14 protein-coding genes are annotated in these 16,520 nt (G+C 50.1%); 4 read left to right on the plus strand and 10 right to left on the minus strand.

What is annotated here, in order from left to right:
- Positions 1-284 precede the first annotated feature (284 nt).
- Genes allD through allE form a run of 3 tightly spaced genes read left to right on the plus strand, consistent with a single transcriptional unit; the run spans position 285 to position 3,387 of the window.
- Complete coding sequence (gene allD, locus J4617_RS17310; RefSeq protein WP_000703934.1) at positions 285-1,334, plus strand: ureidoglycolate dehydrogenase; 1,050 nt, start codon at positions 285-287, stop codon at positions 1,332-1,334.
- Positions 1,335-1,355: 21 nt separating this feature from the next.
- Entirely contained in the window at positions 1,356-2,591 is a 1,236-nt protein-coding gene (gene allC, locus J4617_RS17315) for an allantoate deiminase (RefSeq protein ID WP_000589769.1), read from the plus strand.
- Positions 2,592-2,601: 10 nt separating this feature from the next.
- Positions 2,602-3,387: a (S)-ureidoglycine aminohydrolase gene (gene allE / locus J4617_RS17320; protein WP_017465365.1), complete on the plus strand. Its 786-nt coding sequence runs from the start codon at positions 2,602-2,604 to the stop codon at positions 3,385-3,387.
- 79 nt (positions 3,388-3,466) lie between these two features.
- On the opposite strand, the gene glxK is transcribed toward allE, so the two are convergent.
- The 10 genes from glxK to allA all read right to left on the minus strand — a co-directional run bounded on the left by glxK (position 3,467) and on the right by allA (position 15,311).
- Positions 3,467-4,615, minus strand: coding sequence for a glycerate 3-kinase (gene glxK, locus J4617_RS17325; protein WP_000706327.1), 1,149 nt, complete (start codon positions 4,613-4,615; stop codon positions 3,467-3,469).
- 22 nt (positions 4,616-4,637) lie between these two features.
- Positions 4,638-5,936: a uracil/xanthine transporter gene (locus J4617_RS17330; protein ID WP_000484506.1), complete on the minus strand. Its 1,299-nt coding sequence runs from the start codon at positions 5,934-5,936 to the stop codon at positions 4,638-4,640.
- 58 nt (positions 5,937-5,994) lie between these two features.
- Positions 5,995-7,356, minus strand: a complete 1,362-nt coding sequence (allB, locus tag J4617_RS17335; RefSeq protein ID WP_000006865.1) for an allantoinase AllB — start codon at positions 7,354-7,356, stop codon at positions 5,995-5,997.
- Positions 7,357-7,434: 78 nt separating this feature from the next.
- The gene (locus tag J4617_RS17340; RefSeq protein ID WP_000401066.1) at positions 7,435-8,889 is read right to left on the minus strand and encodes a putative allantoin permease; all 1,455 of its coding nucleotides are present in this window, start codon (positions 8,887-8,889) and stop codon (positions 7,435-7,437) included.
- A 95-nt stretch (positions 8,890-8,984) separates the two neighbouring features.
- The gene (locus J4617_RS17345; protein ID WP_000005060.1) at positions 8,985-10,232 is read right to left on the minus strand and encodes an MFS transporter; all 1,248 of its coding nucleotides are present in this window, start codon (positions 10,230-10,232) and stop codon (positions 8,985-8,987) included.
- 65 nt (positions 10,233-10,297) lie between these two features.
- Positions 10,298-11,176, minus strand: a complete 879-nt coding sequence (glxR, locus tag J4617_RS17350; RefSeq protein WP_000765810.1) for a 2-hydroxy-3-oxopropionate reductase — start codon at positions 11,174-11,176, stop codon at positions 10,298-10,300.
- A gap of 100 nt (positions 11,177-11,276) precedes the next feature.
- Entirely contained in the window at positions 11,277-12,053 is a 777-nt protein-coding gene (gene hyi / locus J4617_RS17355) for a hydroxypyruvate isomerase (RefSeq protein ID WP_000943590.1), read from the minus strand.
- A 12-nt stretch (positions 12,054-12,065) separates the two neighbouring features.
- Positions 12,066-13,847 carry a glyoxylate carboligase gene (gcl, locus tag J4617_RS17360; RefSeq protein ID WP_001096868.1) on the minus strand — a complete coding sequence of 594 codons (1,782 nt, stop codon included), beginning with the start codon at positions 13,845-13,847 and terminating at the stop codon, positions 12,066-12,068.
- A gap of 84 nt (positions 13,848-13,931) precedes the next feature.
- Complete coding sequence (gene allR, locus J4617_RS17365; protein ID WP_000141265.1) at positions 13,932-14,750, minus strand: HTH-type transcriptional repressor AllR; 819 nt, start codon at positions 14,748-14,750, stop codon at positions 13,932-13,934.
- Positions 14,751-14,828: 78 nt separating this feature from the next.
- Positions 14,829-15,311 carry an ureidoglycolate lyase gene (gene allA / locus J4617_RS17370; protein WP_000764659.1) on the minus strand — a complete coding sequence of 161 codons (483 nt, stop codon included), beginning with the start codon at positions 15,309-15,311 and terminating at the stop codon, positions 14,829-14,831.
- Positions 15,312-15,537: 226 nt separating this feature from the next.
- On the opposite strand from allA, the gene allS reads away from it, so the two are divergent.
- Positions 15,538-16,464 (plus strand): HTH-type transcriptional activator AllS, encoded by a 927-nt coding sequence (allS, locus tag J4617_RS17375; protein WP_017465366.1) that lies wholly within the window; start codon positions 15,538-15,540, stop codon positions 16,462-16,464.
- Positions 16,465-16,520 lie beyond the last annotated feature (56 nt).

Raw genomic sequence — 16,520 nt, forward strand, 5'->3', positions numbered from 1 at the left:
TTGCACGAGCAGTGTTAATGTGCGCTTCACGGTATATATCCGGGAGGGTAAATAGAGTGATTAACGTCACATCAAATTTATTAACAAAAGAATTCAAACAACGGTCAAAGGATTAGTTATGATTTTCTAAAAAAGCTTTTTATTTAAGCAAAAAGATAAAACCCGCCTGATTATCAAATAAATTCTAATTATATTTTTTTGCCTGTCTGGATCACATAATCATTTTATTTTCCCGGTATGTTAATCGCAGTCATGCTTCACACCGTCGTTAAAAAGGAAGACAGATGAAAATCAGTCGGGAAACACTCCATCAGCTTATCGAAAATAAGCTTTATAAAGCCGGACTAAAACGTGAGCACGCCGCCATCGTCGCCGACGTACTGGTTTATGCAGATGCCAGAGGTATTCACTCACATGGCGCCGTACGCGTTGAATATTATGCCGAACGAATTTCAAAAGGCGGCACCAACCGGGAGCCGACGTTCCGCATTGAGAATACCGGTCCCTGTACGGCGATACTGCATGCCGATAATGCTGCCGGACAGGTCGCAGCCAAAATGGGAATGGAGCATGCTATTGAAATAGCCAAAAAAAATGGCGTCGCGGTTGTCGGCATTAGCAGAATGGGCCATAGCGGCGCCATCTCTTATTTCGTCCGCCAGGCTGCTCGCGAAGGCCTGATCGGTCTGTCTATCTGTCAGTCCGATCCTATGGTCGTGCCGTTTGGCGGGGCGGATATTTACTATGGCACTAATCCGCTGGCCTTTGCCGCGCCGGGCGAAGGCGATGACATCATTACCTTTGATATGGCCACCACCGTGCAGGCCTGGGGAAAAGTCCTCGATGCACGGTCCCGCAATGAGTCCATTCCGGAGAGTTGGGCCGTCGATAAAAACGGCGCGCCGACACATGATCCTTTTGCCGTCAATGCGTTATTACCCGCCGCAGGCCCGAAAGGTTACGGCCTGATGATGATGATCGATATTTTGTCCGGCATTCTGCTGGGGCTGCCGTTTGGCCGCCAGGTCAGTTCGATGTATGAAGATTTACACGCCGGACGCAATTTAGGACAACTTCATCTGGTCATTAATCCGGCGTTCTTCTCTTCCTGTGAATTATTCCGCAAACATATTAGTCAGACCATGCAGGAACTCAATGCCGTGAAGCCCGCCCCCGGTTTTAAACAGGTTTATTATCCTGGACAGGATCAGGATATTAAACAGAAAAATGCCGATATGAATGGTATCGATATTGTTGATGATATTTATCAATATCTGATTTCCGATGCCCTCTATCTCAAGTCATACGAAACAAAAAATCCCTTTGCCCAATAATTATTGAAACAGGAATTTTCTATGATAAAGCATTTTCGCCACGCGATAGAAGAAACATTGCCCTGGCTCTCTTCCATTGGAGCCGATCCTACGGGTGGAATGACGCGTTTACTTTATTCGCCTGAGTGGCTGGAAACACAGCAGCAGTTTAAAAAGCGAATGGCAGAAAGCGGTCTGGAAACACGCTTTGATGACGTCGGAAATTTATATGGCCGCCTTTGCGGCACACAATTTCCGGAGCAGGTGATTTTAAGCGGTTCGCATATTGATACGGTCGTCAACGGCGGCAATCTGGACGGGCAATTCGGCGCGCTTGCCGCCTGGCTGGCGCTCGACTGGCTAAAAGCGACCTACGGCGCGCCGCTGCGCACCGTCGAGGTAGTATCAATGGCTGAGGAAGAAGGCAGCCGTTTCCCTTACGTTTTTTGGGGCAGCAAGAACATTTTTGGCCTGGCGAATCCTGAAGAGGTACGCCATATCCAGGACGCCAAAGGCACAGGCTTTGTCGACGCTATGCAGGCGTGCGGATTTACCCTTCCCGCCGCGCCGCTCGCCGCGCGAACCGATATCCGCGCCTTTGTTGAATTGCATATTGAGCAAGGCTGCGTTCTGGAGAGCAACGGACAGTCGATTGGCGTCGTCAACGCCATCGTCGGGCAACGTCGCTACACGGTGACGCTCAACGGCGAGTCCAACCATGCAGGCACAACGCCAATGGGCTATCGTCGCGATACGGTGCATGCCTTCAGTCGTATTTGCAGTCAGTCCATTGAAAAAGCCAAACAGCATGGCGATCCCCTGGTATTAACGTTCGGCAAAGTTGAGCCGCAGCCGAATACGGTCAATGTTGTCCCTGGAAAAACCACATTTACAATCGATTGCCGGCATACGGACGCCGCGGTACTTCGCGAATTTACCGAACAGTTGGAAAACGATATGCGCGCCATCTGCGATGAAATGGATATCAGCATCGATATCGATTTGTGGATGGACGAAGCGCCGGTGCCGATGAACGCCGAACTGGTCGCGGCCCTCACCAGGCTGTGTGAAACCGAACAACTGAACTATCGCATAATGCATAGCGGCGCAGGTCATGACGCGCAAATTTTCGCGCCGCGCGTCCCTACCTGTATGATTTTCGTCCCCAGCATTAATGGTATCAGCCATAACCCGGCGGAACGTACCAACATTAATGACCTTGCTGAAGGGGTCAAAACTCTGGCATTAATGCTGCATCAACTTGCCTGGCAAAAATAAGGAGCCATCAATGGGATATCTGAATAACGTCACGGGTTACCGCGATGATTTACTGGCGAACCGCGCCATTGTGAAACACGGTAACTATGCGCTCTTAACGCCGGACGGTCTGGTGAAAAATATTATTCCCGGCTTTGAAAACTGTGACGTCACCATCCTTTCGACGCCGAAGCTGGGTGCTTCTTTCGTCGATTATCTGGTCACCTTACATCAGAATGGCGGCAACCAGCAGGGCTTTGGCGACGAGGGGATTGAAACTTTTCTCTATGTCATTACGGGAAATATTGAAGCTAAAGCAGAAGGAAAAACATTCTCTTTAACCCAGGGCGGATACCTCTATTGTCCACCGGGCGAGATGATGACCTTTAGCAACGCTCAAACGGAAGACAGCCAGCTATTTTTATATAAACGCCGCTATACTCCTGTCGAGGGGCATGCCCCGTGGTTGGTTTCCGGCAATGCCAGCCAGCTGGAGCGTATTCATTATGAAGGCATGGAAGATGTTATTCTGCTGGATTTCCTGCCTAAAGAGCTGGGCTTCGATATGAATATGCATATTCTGTCGTTCGAACCGGGCGCCAGCCACGGCTATATTGAAACCCACGTCCAGGAACATGGCGCTTATATCCTTTCCGGCCAGGGAGTTTATAACCTCGACAACAACTGGGTGCCGGTGAAAAAAGGCGACTACATCTTCATGGGTGCTTATTCCCTGCAGGCCGGATACGGTGTAGGTCGTGGCGAAGCATTCAGCTACATCTACTCCAAAGACTGTAACCGCGACGTTATGATTTAACGGCGGGCAGCCCTCCTGATTATTTTTTATTTAGCTATGTTGGATTTTGCCACGGTGAGAACCGTGGCTTTTTTTATGCTTAACGAGTCCCGATGTCCTGGCCAAGTTTGATGACGCGGGCAATATTACAGGCGCTGTGGTAGAGATTTTGTTCACCGTTCGCCAGAACTTCCGGCAAAGGCGCCAGCCGCGGCAAAATACTGAATACGGCATCAATACCGTGGCGATGGACCACTTCCACGCCATCGCCCAGTACGCCGGCAATGCCGATAACCGGGACATGATGCCGTTTCGCCACTGACGCGACGCCTATCGGCGCTTTTCCTCCCGCCGTTTGCGAGTCGATTCGCCCTTCTCCGGTAATCACCAGCGAGGCCTCTTTTACCGCCTCCTCCAGCTTCACCGCCTGCATAACAATCTCAATACCGGGCTTCATTTCCGCTTCCAGGAAGACGATAGCGGCAATCCCCATTCCTCCGGCCGCTCCACCGCCCGGTATTTGAGACATGTCGCGTCCGGTCAGGGCATGTAAGACACGGGCATAATTACGTAATCCATTTTCCAGCGTCTCGACCATTTCAGGCGTCGCCCCTTTCTGCGGACCGAATACCGCCGCCGCGCCGCGTGGCCCCACCAACGGGTTATCAACATCACAGGCGACCTCAATACGACACTCTGAAATACGCGGATCGCACCCCTGCAGGTCAATGCTCGCCAGGCGCGATAAATTGCCCCCTCCGGCGCCAAGCAGCATTCCTTGCGCGTCCAGAAAACGCACACCGAGCGCCTGCGCTACTCCCATTCCGCCATCCACCGTGGCGCTGCCGCCGATACCCAGAATAATATGGCGAATCCCCGCGTCCAGGGCGTGACGAATCAATTCGCCGGTGCCGAAACTGGATGCCAGCAGCGGATTACGCGCCTCTGGCGCCACCAGCATCAATCCGCTCGCCGCCGCCATTTCAATAATCGCCGTTTTGCCGTCGCCGGTCAGGCCATAAAATCCGTTTACTTTTTCCCCCATCGGCCCGCTAACGTCCACAGAAACCCGTTTCCCGCCGGTCGCAGCCACCATCGCGTCCACGGTTCCTTCTCCGCCATCGGCGATCGGTAAACAAACATAGCGCGCATCAGGAAATACGGTTGAAAATCCCGCTTTAATAGCCTGACAGCATTTATCAGCGCTTAAGCTCTCTTTAAATGAATCTGGCGCAATTACAATCTTCATCATGTCTCCTTGTTTTCTCACGTTATTTAATGCGTTCCCACGGAATAAGATTTTCCATAAGCACTGCCAGTAAGATTCCCACCAGTAATCCGTTGCTAAGCAGAGGACGAATCATCAGTGGAAGATCCTGTAAATAGACCGGAGGAAGCCCCATCAAAAAAATGCCGACAAAAAGCGGTAATGCCAGGCGATAAATATTCCGCGCGGTAAACGTAATTTGCTGGCTAAAAACCAAACCGGAATAAAGTAAAGGTAAATAAGAGACCAGCATAACGGCGCTGCTGATCGCCAGTGGAATAGCGCAAAATAAGCGGGTTAACGGCGTTATAATGGCAACCAGCAGACACAGCGCGCTACCGCAGATAAAGGATTTGCGAGAACTGTCGCCGGTTTGCGTTAATAAACCAATGGAAGATACAAAAGGCGAAAAAGGCACGACCGCGAAAGGCACCGTCACTAACGTCATCAGTCCGGAAATCATAAAGCTTCGGCGATAACGAGAACTGCCCGACCCTTGATGCGGATAAAAGATATCGGTACCGCGGATGGCGCCGTAAGTGTTGCTGATGTTGACTAACCCCGTCATCACCGCCGTCACAATAATACCCGGCATCAGCGTGCCGTGGCTGCCCAGCGGAAACCATCGCCAGCTTAATTCACCTGGCGGTAAGTGTGACGAAGGAAAGCATAACCGCCATAGCCCCCACCCGACCACGGTCCCTACCAGTAACGCGTAACGGGAGATACGCTGCTGCAGGAAAATAATCATCGCGAGGATAAAACACATCACCGCGACCGCCAGCCCAAAGGGGGCCAATTTGATTCTGGCGCTGGTATCGGCAATGCCAAAAGGCAGCCCCAGCATGCCTTTAAAAAATATTGAGGTCAGCTGCGCGCCCAAAAGCAGCATGAAAAAAACCATTACCGCCGGCGTAAACAGGCGAGCCAGACGGTGTCCTAACCCGCTAATGCCGATAAATATCGTCACCATTGCGGAGATCGCAATCCCGACCGACAGGCTGGAGGCGATATCGTTCAGCGGCGTGCCGCGAGACGCCTCGCCAAGCGTAATCGTAAGAATAGCGCCCCACCACAGCCCTGTCGGCCCTTCCATAATGGCCCGGCGATGGCCGCAAAATGCCTGAACCAGGCAGGCCAACGCGGTGGTCAAAAAAGCGTATTGTGTGAGCATTAACAGGTTATCAGCGGGAAGATGAAAAGCGGACAGCAAGGTAGGGGGAACCACAACCGTGTTACAGAAAATAAAGAAAAACCACTGAAAGCCGGACAACACACTTTCGCGGTTAATAACAGGGAACATATCCACACCTTAAAATAGAGAATGCCCGTCGTGACGACGGGCATTAAATCACACCGGATTACTGCTGATGTTTAAGGATAAACTGACCTTTTGGCGGCACAGGGAAGCCATGCTCGATGTCATAAATAACATCGCCGCGCAAAATCGTTTTGGTAATACGCGCGCCAATAGTACGGCCAACATACGGACTGACTTTATGGCGATATTCCAGATCTTCATTTTTCAGAACATAGCTGCTGTCAGGCTGAATAAAGACCAGGTCAGCATCTTTGCCGGGGGCAATACGTCCTTTATGTTTCAGACCAAAAATATCGGCGGCGTTGGTCGCCATTAATTTGCCAAACATCGGCAACGACATACCGCGTTTTTGCACCGCTTCATCAAACATGACGTCCATGCAGTTTTGCAGTCCGGCAATTCCGCCCCATGCTTGCATGATATTGCCTGCTTTCATTTCCGGAGGGCATGGAGAGTGGTCGGATACCAGGCAGTCGATTTCGCCGTTAAACAGTTTTTCCCACATCCCTTTCTGGTTTTCCTGGTCGCGAATTGGCGGAGAACATTTTGCCAGGGTGCCAATCTCTTCGAACTGATCGGTATCGAGGACAAAATAGTGCGGGCACGATTCACAGGTGACATCCTGACCTTCCTGACGCGCGCGCGTTACTTCCTCTACCCCCTCCGGGCTGCTGATATGGCAAACGTGCAGACGGCAACCTGCCGCTTTCGCCAGATACAGCACGCGACGAATGGCTTCCACTTCAGTAAATACCGGACGTGAGGCGACATAATCATGCGCCGTTACGCGTCCTTCGCGTTTAGCTTCCTCGCCCAGCTCATCGCAAATCAGAGCATTTTCGCAATGTACCAGTACCGTCTGGTCCATCTCCCCCAGTTTCTGCGCGCCTTTGTAAAACTGCCAGTCATTAACGTCGCGAAAATCATTATCGATGCCACGATCGCCGCAGGTGGCGACAAAGCACTTGAAGCCGACAACGCCCACTTCGTCCAGCTCATGCAGCCGATCCAGGTTATAAGAAACCAAACCGCCCAACTGCGCGGCGTCGATGGTCAATTTACCTTTTGCCGCGTCAAACTTGAGTTCAATCGTCTCACGATCGACCGTCGCCGGCAGCTGATTGAGCGGCATCTCAATCATCGTGGTAATACCGCCTTTCGCCGCCGCGCGCGTACCGGTTTCATAGCCTTCCCAGTGGGTACGGCCCGGTTCAGAAATGTGGGTATGCGCGTCAACCATGCCCGGCGAAACGATCAATCCCGTCGCATCCAGCACATTTTTCGCTTCCCCCAGGTTTTCGCCAATCGCGGCGATTTTTCCGCCCTGGACGGCGATATCGATAACTCTCGCTTCGTTTTCTAAGATGACAGTACCGTTCTTAATAATTAAATCAAAAGACATAACAAACTCCTTGTATGGATACAGATAGTTTTTAAATAGCGCACACTTCATTAAATACGCTTAATGCTTTTTCAATATTTAACCTACGAGTTTTTGCTCTCCTGTATTTTCAAAACGCGTGCGTTTCTTCAATAGCGCATAAGCAACGAACGCAACTATTACGCCTACAAACCAGGACACGCGGGATAAAGGCTCCATAAATGGTATAAACTTGCCGCCTAATGACAGAATGACTGCGACCAGGGTGACTGAAAATGCAGTCAGGTTAAATCCATTATCATAATATTTGTAATCACCGCTGGCGGTGTACAGCTCATCAAGATTAATTTTTCCACGCATTACCACAAAATAATGAGCTAACATTACGCCGATTACCGGGCCAAGCATACCGCCGATAATATCGAGGAACAGATAAATACTGTCCTGATTCTCCATTAATTTCCATGGGCAAATCAGTAGACTGATAATACTGGCAATCATTACGCCATTTTTATAGTTAAGCTTTGTCGGGGCAAGCGCCGCAATTTGATACCCCGCAGGTATAATATTACCGGTGGCGTTGGTTGAAATTGTCGTCATCAGAATCACCAGCACCGCAAAGAATGAAGCAAACAGGCTGTCCCAGCGCTGCACAATATCCAGCACGTTCCAGGTATCCATACCATAATGAATACTGGCTCCGGCAATAATGCACACGCTGGCTACGGCGAATAATATATACGCTACGATAAGCCCCAGTGTTTGTCCCAATGCCTGAGCGCGAAATGAATGCGCGTTTTGCGTGAAATCGGACGCGCTTACCGCTGGCGCAGCCCAGACGGCGACTACGGCGTTAATCACCACCAGGAACAGAAAGCCGCTGTGCTCTGCTTTTTGCACGCCTGAAGGCAGATAGTCCAGAATCGGGCCAATGCCGACCAGCGATATTGCCCAAATAGCCATGCCGCCAAAGACAATGTAAATACATGGATTGAGGATAGCGGTAAATTTATTTAATACTTTACCACCGCCAAAACCGATGCCAACGTTAATAATCCAAAAAATTAGAAAAGTAATTAGTCCTGGCAGTGAAAGACCCAGCAGCTTGAAATCTCCGCCTAATGTCAGAAATCCTGGCCAGATCTTCCCAATCAAAATAAGAAATGCCAGCGATCCCGCGTAACACTGTAAGCCGAACCACATAATTGCCGCGATTCCCCCTCGCAATAATCCAGGGAATAGCGCGCCGCGGACGCCGTAAGAACCTCGCAATATCATAGCAAAAGGAACGCCATATTTGCTGCCTGCCGCGCCATTCATTACCATCGCCGCCGCAATAAATAATGCGCTGATAATAATGGCCAACATGATATTAAATGTTGATAGCCCCAGTATAAAAAAACCGCCGACCATAACGTAATTTGGCACGTTATGTACAGATCCCATCCATAAGGTGAAATAGTTAAATGCCTTCCAGTTTCGTTGGGTTTCTGTTTTAGGTAATAAGTCTTCGCTATAACCGCGCTGCTGGTATAGCTCTCTTTGATGTTCCATAAATCCCTCTTTTCACGCATCGGATAACGTTGTTATGGGTTTAGCTATGAGGAACAAATAAATATAAAATAAAGAATTAGTAGATATAATTATTTTTAAGCTGAAGCAATACGTTGCGTTGCTTTCTTTTTATATAAAGTGACGACAGCAAAGATCAGCGTTCCGGTGACCACTAAACATGCTGAAATCACAAAACTGATCTCTTTCGACCCCGTTACATCCGAAATAAATCCGGTCAACGTTGGGGCGACAACCGCTGAACTCATGCCAAAGAAGTTAAAAAGGCTGAAAGCTCTTCCCAGACTTTTTGCCGAAGCCTGTTCAGATACAAAGGAGATCAGGATCGGGTCTACCGCCATTTTCCCCAGCAAGCCGTATAGCGTCAGGCTGACCATCAGCATCGTGGTATTCGGGGACAAAACCGTAAACGCCAACATTGCTGCCGCCACAATTTCCAGACCGAGAATAACCTTAACTTTACTGTTACGAAATTTATCTGACAGATGGCTAAAAAATAACGCTCCCGGTACGCCAACCACCGCTACCAGCGCTGATGCCAGCCCGATAGCTCCGCCATCAAATCCTCTTTCAGTCTGGAGATAAGAAGGCAGCCAGGTCACTATCAAATAATAACCGTAGCAGGTACAGAAATAGAGGAAGTAAACGCTACACAATAAACCAGAGAATAAAGGCGCGCGTTTCTCATCTTCCGTAACGGTTTGGGTTTGCTTTTCCGCTTGCGCAGAGTCGCTTTTGGCTTTACCACGAATGACCAGCGTAAAAACGCACAGCATGATTACTAATATCGCGGCCACGATATACAGTACATTCTGCCAGGCCATGCTCATGTTTTTTACTAATATGCTGGAACCGATTAAGCCAATCCCCATCCCTATAGCCGACCCGCTGTTGATAATCGCGTTGGCTAATGCCCGACGGGCCTGCGGCACGTTTGCCGAAGAGAGTGAATAAGCCGAGCTAAAGAAAGAAGCGCATCCTCCGCCTGCCATTAGCGACCCTGTATAGATCATGGCCAGGCCATTGGCTTTCGCGATACAGAGTGTACCAATAATAAAAAGCGTAAATCCGGCCATCAGCATGATTTTTTGACCGAATTTATCGACCAATATTCCGCAAGGGATTTGCATACTGCAGTAAGCAAAAAAGTAAAAACTTGCAATGGCGCCTATTTCTGCATTACTTACATTGTCTAAAGATGCCTGAATTTCTGGATAAATTGGCGTAAGCACGGTGCGATAGATCCAAATCGCTACCCAGCCCAGACTCATTACGACAACAATTTGTTTCCAGTAATCAATCCCGGATTTTTTAGTTTCACTCATGTTCTTCACCTTTACAGAGTGTTCCTTGTGAACAGGTATCGCTGCAGCCACAGCGATACACATAATTAGGACAATTTATGATTGGCCATTAATTCCAGCGCCTGTACCATTGCCGAATGATCAAGCTGGCTCCCGCCATTTGCCGCACAGGTATTGAATAATTCCTGGCAGGTCGCCGTATTCGGTAAATTCAGCGCCAGCGCTTTTGCGCTTTGCAATGCAAGATTAAGGTCTTTCTGATGAAGCGCGATTTTGAAACCAGGCTCGAACGTCCGGTTGATCATCCGCTCGCCGTGAACTTCCAGAATGCGTGAAGAGGCGAACCCGCCCATTAACGCCTGGCGCACGCGTACCGGATCGGCACCTGCTTTTGAAGCAAACACTAAGGCTTCAGAAACCGCTTCAATATTCAGCGCAACAATAATTTGGTTAGCCACCTTACAGGTTTGCCCATCCCCATTGCCGCCCACCAGGGTGATATTTTTTCCCAGGATGTCAAAGAGCGGTTTAACGCGGTCAAAGACTTTCTGCTCGCCGCCGACCATAATCGACAGAGTGCCTTCACGCGCCCCGATTTCGCCCCCGGAAACCGGGGCATCCAGGTAATCAGCGCCCATTTCATTAACGCGCTGGGCAAAACGTTTGGTTTCGATAGGAGAAATAGAACTCATATCGACGATGGTTTTTCCCTGAAGCGATGTTTTAGCGCAACCGTGTTCGCCAAATAACACGTCTTCAACCTGCGGTGTATCCGGCACCATTATGAAGATAATGTCTGCAAATTCAGTTACCTGACGTGCAGTCTCAACATTTACCGCCCCCAGCGAGAGCAGTTCGTCCGCGACCGGACCAATAGTCGTAACGTGTAATTGATGACCGGCGCGTGCCAAATTGATAGCCATTGGCGAGCCCATAATTCCCAGGCCAATAAATCCCAGTTTCATATACAACCTCTTTTATTGCTTTCGGTGTTTCCAGATTCAGGCAACACAATCCCCTTCCAACACAGTGGAAAAAAAAGCGCTGCCCGAATTATTCTGCGTTTTAACGGTACTGATTAATCCACGATAATCCCGCTTCCGTGGTAGTCAGTGGTTTATATTCACAGCCAACCCAGCCATCATAATCAGACTGTTTAATGACATTAAAAATAAAGTCATAATTGATTTCCCCGGTCCCCGGCTCGCCGCGACGCGGGTTATCAGCAATCTGTAAATGGCCTATTTTATCGGCCCATGCCGTCATGGTTTGCGTTAATTCCCCTTCCATGCGTTGCATGTGATAAATATCATACTGAATTTTGATATTATCGCTGCCGATATCCTTAATTAATGCTAACGCCTGTTGAGTGCCGGTGAGATGGAATCCCGGCATATCAAAGTGATTAATAGGTTCGATAAGTAATAAAATGTCTTCTTTCGCCAGCATATTTGCCGCATAGCGCAGGTTTTCAACCAACGTGTCGTGGATCTCCGTTGCGGAGAATCCTGACGGCGTTTTACCCACCAGACAATTTATTTTCTTATTGCCTAACGCACGTGCATAACGGATTGCGGCCGCTACGCCATCGCGAAATTCTTCTTCGCGCCCAGGAATACAGGCAATTCCACGTTCGCCAGCCGCCCAGTCGCCAGCCGGTAAATTATGTAACGTATGTTCCAGATTATTATCCCTGAGCTTACGTTTTAACACTTCGATGTCGTTATCGTAGGGAAACATGAATTCCACGCCGCGAAATCCCGACAACGCCGCTTTATCAAAGCGTTCCAGGAAATCATATTCCGTAAACAGCATAGAAAGATTGGCAGAGAAACGTAACATCGATTACCTCCCTTACTCATATTTCATAAAACAGGTTTCTGTTGGCGCATCTTTCGCACTATCCGCAACTTCTTCAAACTCGGTTACGTTATCCAGTTCGCTGCCCATGGAAATATTGGTTACGCGTTCCAGAATGACTTCCACCACCACCGGAACGCGATATTGCGCCATCAGCGCTTTAGCTTGTTCAAATGCAGGCGCAATATCTTCCGGTTTAAAGACACGAATTGCTTTACAGCCTAACCCTTCCGCCACTTTTACATGGTCAACGCCATAGCCATTCACTTCGCTGGAGTTGATATTTTCAAAGGCGAGCTGTACGCAGTAGTCCATGTCAAATGCGCGTTGCGACTGGCGAATCAGACCAAGATAAGCGTTGTTAACCAGCACATGGATATACGGGATGTTAAACTGCGCGCCGACGGCTAACTCTTCAATCAGGAACTGGAAGTCGAAATCGCCGGAAATCGCCACCACATTGCGTTGCGGATCGGCAGCACAAACCCCTAATGCCGCCGGGATTGTCCAGCCAAGAGGCCCCGCCTGGCCGCAGTTGATCCAGTGTCTGTCTTTAAACACATGCAGCATCTGCGCTGCCGCGATTTGCGACAATCCAATGGTGGTGACATAGCACACATCGCGACCAAAGGCTTTGTTCATCTCTTCATAGACGCGCTGCGGCTTCACTGGCACGTTGTCAAAGTGGGTTTTACGCAGCAAAGTCCGTTTACGCTGCTGGCATTCGTCCACCCAGGTCTTCCGGCATGGCAAACGCCCCGCTTTTTGCATCTCCTGCGCGACATCGATCAGCAACGTTAGCGCCGCTTTGGCGTCAGAAACGATGCCCAGATCCGGGCACAACACGCGGCCAATTTGCGTCGGTTCAATATCGATATGGATGATTTTTCGCCCCTGAGTATATTTCTCAACGGACCCCGTATGACGGTTAGCAAAACGGTTACCGATGCCAAAAACCATATCGGATGCCAGCAGAGTGGCGTTGCCGTAGCGGTGCGCCGTTTGCAGGCCGACCATCCCCGCCATTAAGGGGTGATCGTCCGGGATACAGCCCCAGCCCATCAGAGTAGGGATCACCGGTACGCTGGTCAGTTCGGCAAACTGCTGCAGCAGTGGTGCGGCGTCGGCGTTAATAACCCCGCCGCCCGCGACAATTACCGGACGCTCGGACTGAATCAGCATCTCCAGCGCCTTTTCAATCTGTACGCGGCTGGCGGCTGGCTTATATACCGGCAACGGCTCATACATATCCGGATCGAATTCGATCTCCGCAACCTGGACATCAAACGGTAAATCAACCAGCACAGGACCTGGGCGGCCTGAGCGCATCAGATGAAAAGCCTGTTGTAATACGCGCGGCACCAGCGCCGCCTCACGAACCGTCACTGCCATCTTGCTGACTGGTTTTGCAATCGCTTCAATATCGACTGCCTGGAAATCTTCCTTGTGCAGACGCGCTCGTGGCGCCTGACCAGTAATGCATAAAATCGGGATAGAGTCGGCAGAAGCGGAATAGAGCGCGGTGATCATGTCGGTTCCCGCCGGGCCGGAAGTGCCCAGGCAAACCCCAATATTACCTGCCGCCGCACGTGTGTAGCCCTCAGCCATATGTGAAGCGCCTTCCACATGACGCGCCAGTATATGGCGAATGCCTCCATGCTTACGCATTGCAGAATAGAAGGGGTTGATTGCAGCCCCAGGAACGCCGAATGCTGTGGTGATACCTTCTTTTTCGAGCACATACATTGCCGCATCCACGGCTCTCATTTTTGCCATTTTATTGCTACCTCTTTTTATTGGAAAAAGTTTCCAACTTTTAAAAATTTTAAAAAAGTCCCGCTCCAGCGAGCGGGATGCGGCTCAGGCTACAGGGGGTTTTAGCCCAAGCGCCGTACTGATGTCTTTCGCGGTATCCCGTACCAGTTCACCCTGGCTGATAAAGCGATCTTCCGTCAGCCGGGAAGCCGGTCCCGATATTGAGATAGCGGCGACCACGCTGCCCGCATCGTCATAGATAGCGGAGGCGATACAATTCAGCCCGACAACATGTTCTTCCTGGTCGACGGTGTAGCCCTGTTCACGCGCCTGCTCCAGATTTTTAAGCAGGATAGGTAAATCCACCAGAGTGGTCGGCGTAAACCGCCGCAAACCGGTATTGACGACGATCCCCACCAGCTCTTCTTCGGTGAGCGGGTAAAGCAGCGCTTTTCCGGCGCCGGAAGCATGTAACGGCAGACGACTCCCTAAGGGCGCGCACATTCTGACCATCGATTTGCACTCCTTTTGACCGATTAACACCGCTTCATTACCGTTGCGAATCGCTACGTTGACCGTCTCGCCAGAAAGCAGCATAAGTCGGTGCATAAAGGGTCCGGCCACCGAGAGGACATCGCGATTATGAATATACGCAGAGCCCACATTAAATACGCCTAAACCAATATGCCACCAGCCAAGCTGGCTATCCTGGTACACAAAATCAGCCGCTTGCAGTACCTTTAACAGGCGAAACGTCGTAGAAAGCGGTAAATCCAGGCTGCCGGAAATATCGCTAACTGATGAACTGCCGCCGCTTCTTTCGAGATATTGCAATATCGCTATGCCCCTCTCCAGCGCCTGAGCGCCTTTCTGCGCAGTCGGCTCTGCCTGTCCTGGCCTGCCGCGTCGTCTTACTTCCGTCATATTTACGTTAACTCCGGCCCAAAATATGAGCATAAACAATGAACAATATGTTCATCTTATGCAAGAAGGCCAATAGCGTCACGCAAAACAGAGTTCATGTGTCGGGATACTTTCAACATCACAGTTATCGCTGCCGCCGCGATCCACCGTCAGAAAATCGGTAACCGTCTGCCATGCAAACAGCGGGTGATGCCATACATTACGGTGATAATTGACGCCCTGCCGTCCATTGCTAATAAACGCCCGCAGCGTGGAGAGATCGGGTTTATCATCGCCGAGCGCGACAATAACGACAAAAGCCTCGCCGTTCATCGGCACAAACGCCTGCGTACCTAAAGGATGACGTTCCAGTTCATGTACCACAATAGGCATCGCGGCCGGTTGCGCCCTGTTAATACTGATCAGCGTGCGATCCTGCTCCAGAACTTCAACCTTCGCCAGGTCGTGATATCGCTCAACTAACCCGTTGTTTATATGAAAAAAGTCACGTTCCTGCGTCTCAATAACATCGCCATAAGCGCTGAACGTCTTCTGATCTAACGGTAATACCTCAAGTTTCATTATTTTTCCCTTGTAGCTCGATTCCGTTTAACCGCGGTTTGGACTCTGTCCGGTTTCAATACCATGCAATCTAAAACCTTCGGGATTTAACATCAACATAAAAGTTGGAATATTTTTCCAAAAGTAGATTTAGACCACAAATCAAACATGGCTATTATGTAAAACTACTTAAAAATCATAGGAAAACAATTCTGGTTTTATCAGGATCGTAAGGAGGCGCCTGACGATGTTTGACCCGGAAACACTGCGTACCTTTATCAGCGTTGCCGAAACGGGGAGTTTCTCCAAAGCGGCGGAGCGCCTGTGTAAAACCACGGCAACCATTAGCTACCGCATCAAACTGTTGGAGGAAAATACCGGCGTAGGGCTGTTCTTTCGCACAACGCGAAGCGTCTCGTTGACGGCGGCGGGCTCTCACCTTCTCTCTCAGGCAAAAGACTGGCTTGCGTGGCTGGACAGCATGCCTGACGAGCTACGCCAGGTTAACGACGGCGTAGAGCGTCAGGTCAATATTGTGGTGAATAACCTGCTCTATAGCCCGCAAGCGGTCGCCAGTCTTTTATCGTGGCTTAATGCGCGTTACCCTTTCACCCAGTTTCACTTTTCCCGGCAAATTTATATGGGCGTCTGGGATTCGCTCCTGTATGAAGGTTTTTCGCTGGCGATTGGCGTAACTGGCACCGAGCCGTTGGCTAATACCTTTATGCTCGACCCTTTAGGTTCCGTACAATGGCGTTTTGTGATGTCCGCGGATCATCCTTTAGCTCACGTCAGCGGGCCTCTAACAGAAGCGCAGTTGCGCCGTTTCCCGGCAATTAATATCGAAGACAGCGCGCGTACGCTGACCAAGCGGGTAGCCTGGCGCCTTCCGGGGCAGAAGGAAATTATCGTGCCTGATATGGAAACCAAAATCGCCGCTCATCTGGCAGGCGTCGGTATCGGTTTTGTTCCGCAGCCGCTTTGTCAAACGCTGCTCGACAAAAACGAACTGGTAAGCTGTACCATCCCTACGATGCGTCCGCCCTCACCGTTAAGCCTCGCCTGGCATAAATTTGGCAGAGGCAAAGCGGTAGAAGACATTGTGAAATTATTTACCCAACGGCAACCCGAAATAGCCGGTTTTTTATCCATTTTCAACACGGTACGCTGTTAAAAATCAAGCCACTTTGCGAATTGGCGCGTAAAATAGCGCAAAGGATGATTTAAGGT

This window comes from Salmonella sp. 32010601201800023SM (assembly GCF_017572235.1).
In the GTDB taxonomy this organism is placed as follows: Bacteria; Pseudomonadota; Gammaproteobacteria; order Enterobacterales; family Enterobacteriaceae; genus Salmonella; species Salmonella enterica.

What these genes read in the sequence shown, in the direction of transcription:
- J4617_RS17340 (WP_000401066.1), bottom strand. Translation starts at nt 8,889, where the DNA reads ATGGAACATCAAAGAGAGCTATACCAGCAGCGCGGTTATAGCGAAGAC.
- allR (WP_000141265.1), bottom strand. Translation starts at nt 14,750, where the DNA reads ATGACGGAAGTAAGACGACGCGGCAGGCCAGGACAGGCAGAGCCGACT.
- allA (WP_000764659.1), bottom strand. Translation starts at nt 15,311, where the DNA reads ATGAAACTTGAGGTATTACCGTTAGATCAGAAGACGTTCAGCGCTTAT.
- allC (WP_000589769.1), top strand. Translation starts at nt 1,356, where the DNA reads ATGATAAAGCATTTTCGCCACGCGATAGAAGAAACATTGCCCTGGCTC.
- allE (WP_017465365.1), top strand. Translation starts at nt 2,602, where the DNA reads ATGGGATATCTGAATAACGTCACGGGTTACCGCGATGATTTACTGGCG.
- glxK (WP_000706327.1), bottom strand. Translation starts at nt 4,615, where the DNA reads ATGAAGATTGTAATTGCGCCAGATTCATTTAAAGAGAGCTTAAGCGCT.
- J4617_RS17330 (WP_000484506.1), bottom strand. Translation starts at nt 5,936, where the DNA reads ATGTTCCCTGTTATTAACCGCGAAAGTGTGTTGTCCGGCTTTCAGTGG.
- allS (WP_017465366.1), top strand. Translation starts at nt 15,538, where the DNA reads ATGTTTGACCCGGAAACACTGCGTACCTTTATCAGCGTTGCCGAAACG.
- gcl (WP_001096868.1), bottom strand. Translation starts at nt 13,847, where the DNA reads ATGGCAAAAATGAGAGCCGTGGATGCGGCAATGTATGTGCTCGAAAAA.
- allD (WP_000703934.1), top strand. Translation starts at nt 285, where the DNA reads ATGAAAATCAGTCGGGAAACACTCCATCAGCTTATCGAAAATAAGCTT.
- allB (WP_000006865.1), bottom strand. Translation starts at nt 7,356, where the DNA reads ATGTCTTTTGATTTAATTATTAAGAACGGTACTGTCATCTTAGAAAAC.
- J4617_RS17345 (WP_000005060.1), bottom strand. Translation starts at nt 10,232, where the DNA reads ATGAGTGAAACTAAAAAATCCGGGATTGATTACTGGAAACAAATTGTT.
- glxR (WP_000765810.1), bottom strand. Translation starts at nt 11,176, where the DNA reads ATGAAACTGGGATTTATTGGCCTGGGAATTATGGGCTCGCCAATGGCT.
- hyi (WP_000943590.1), bottom strand. Translation starts at nt 12,053, where the DNA reads ATGTTACGTTTCTCTGCCAATCTTTCTATGCTGTTTACGGAATATGAT.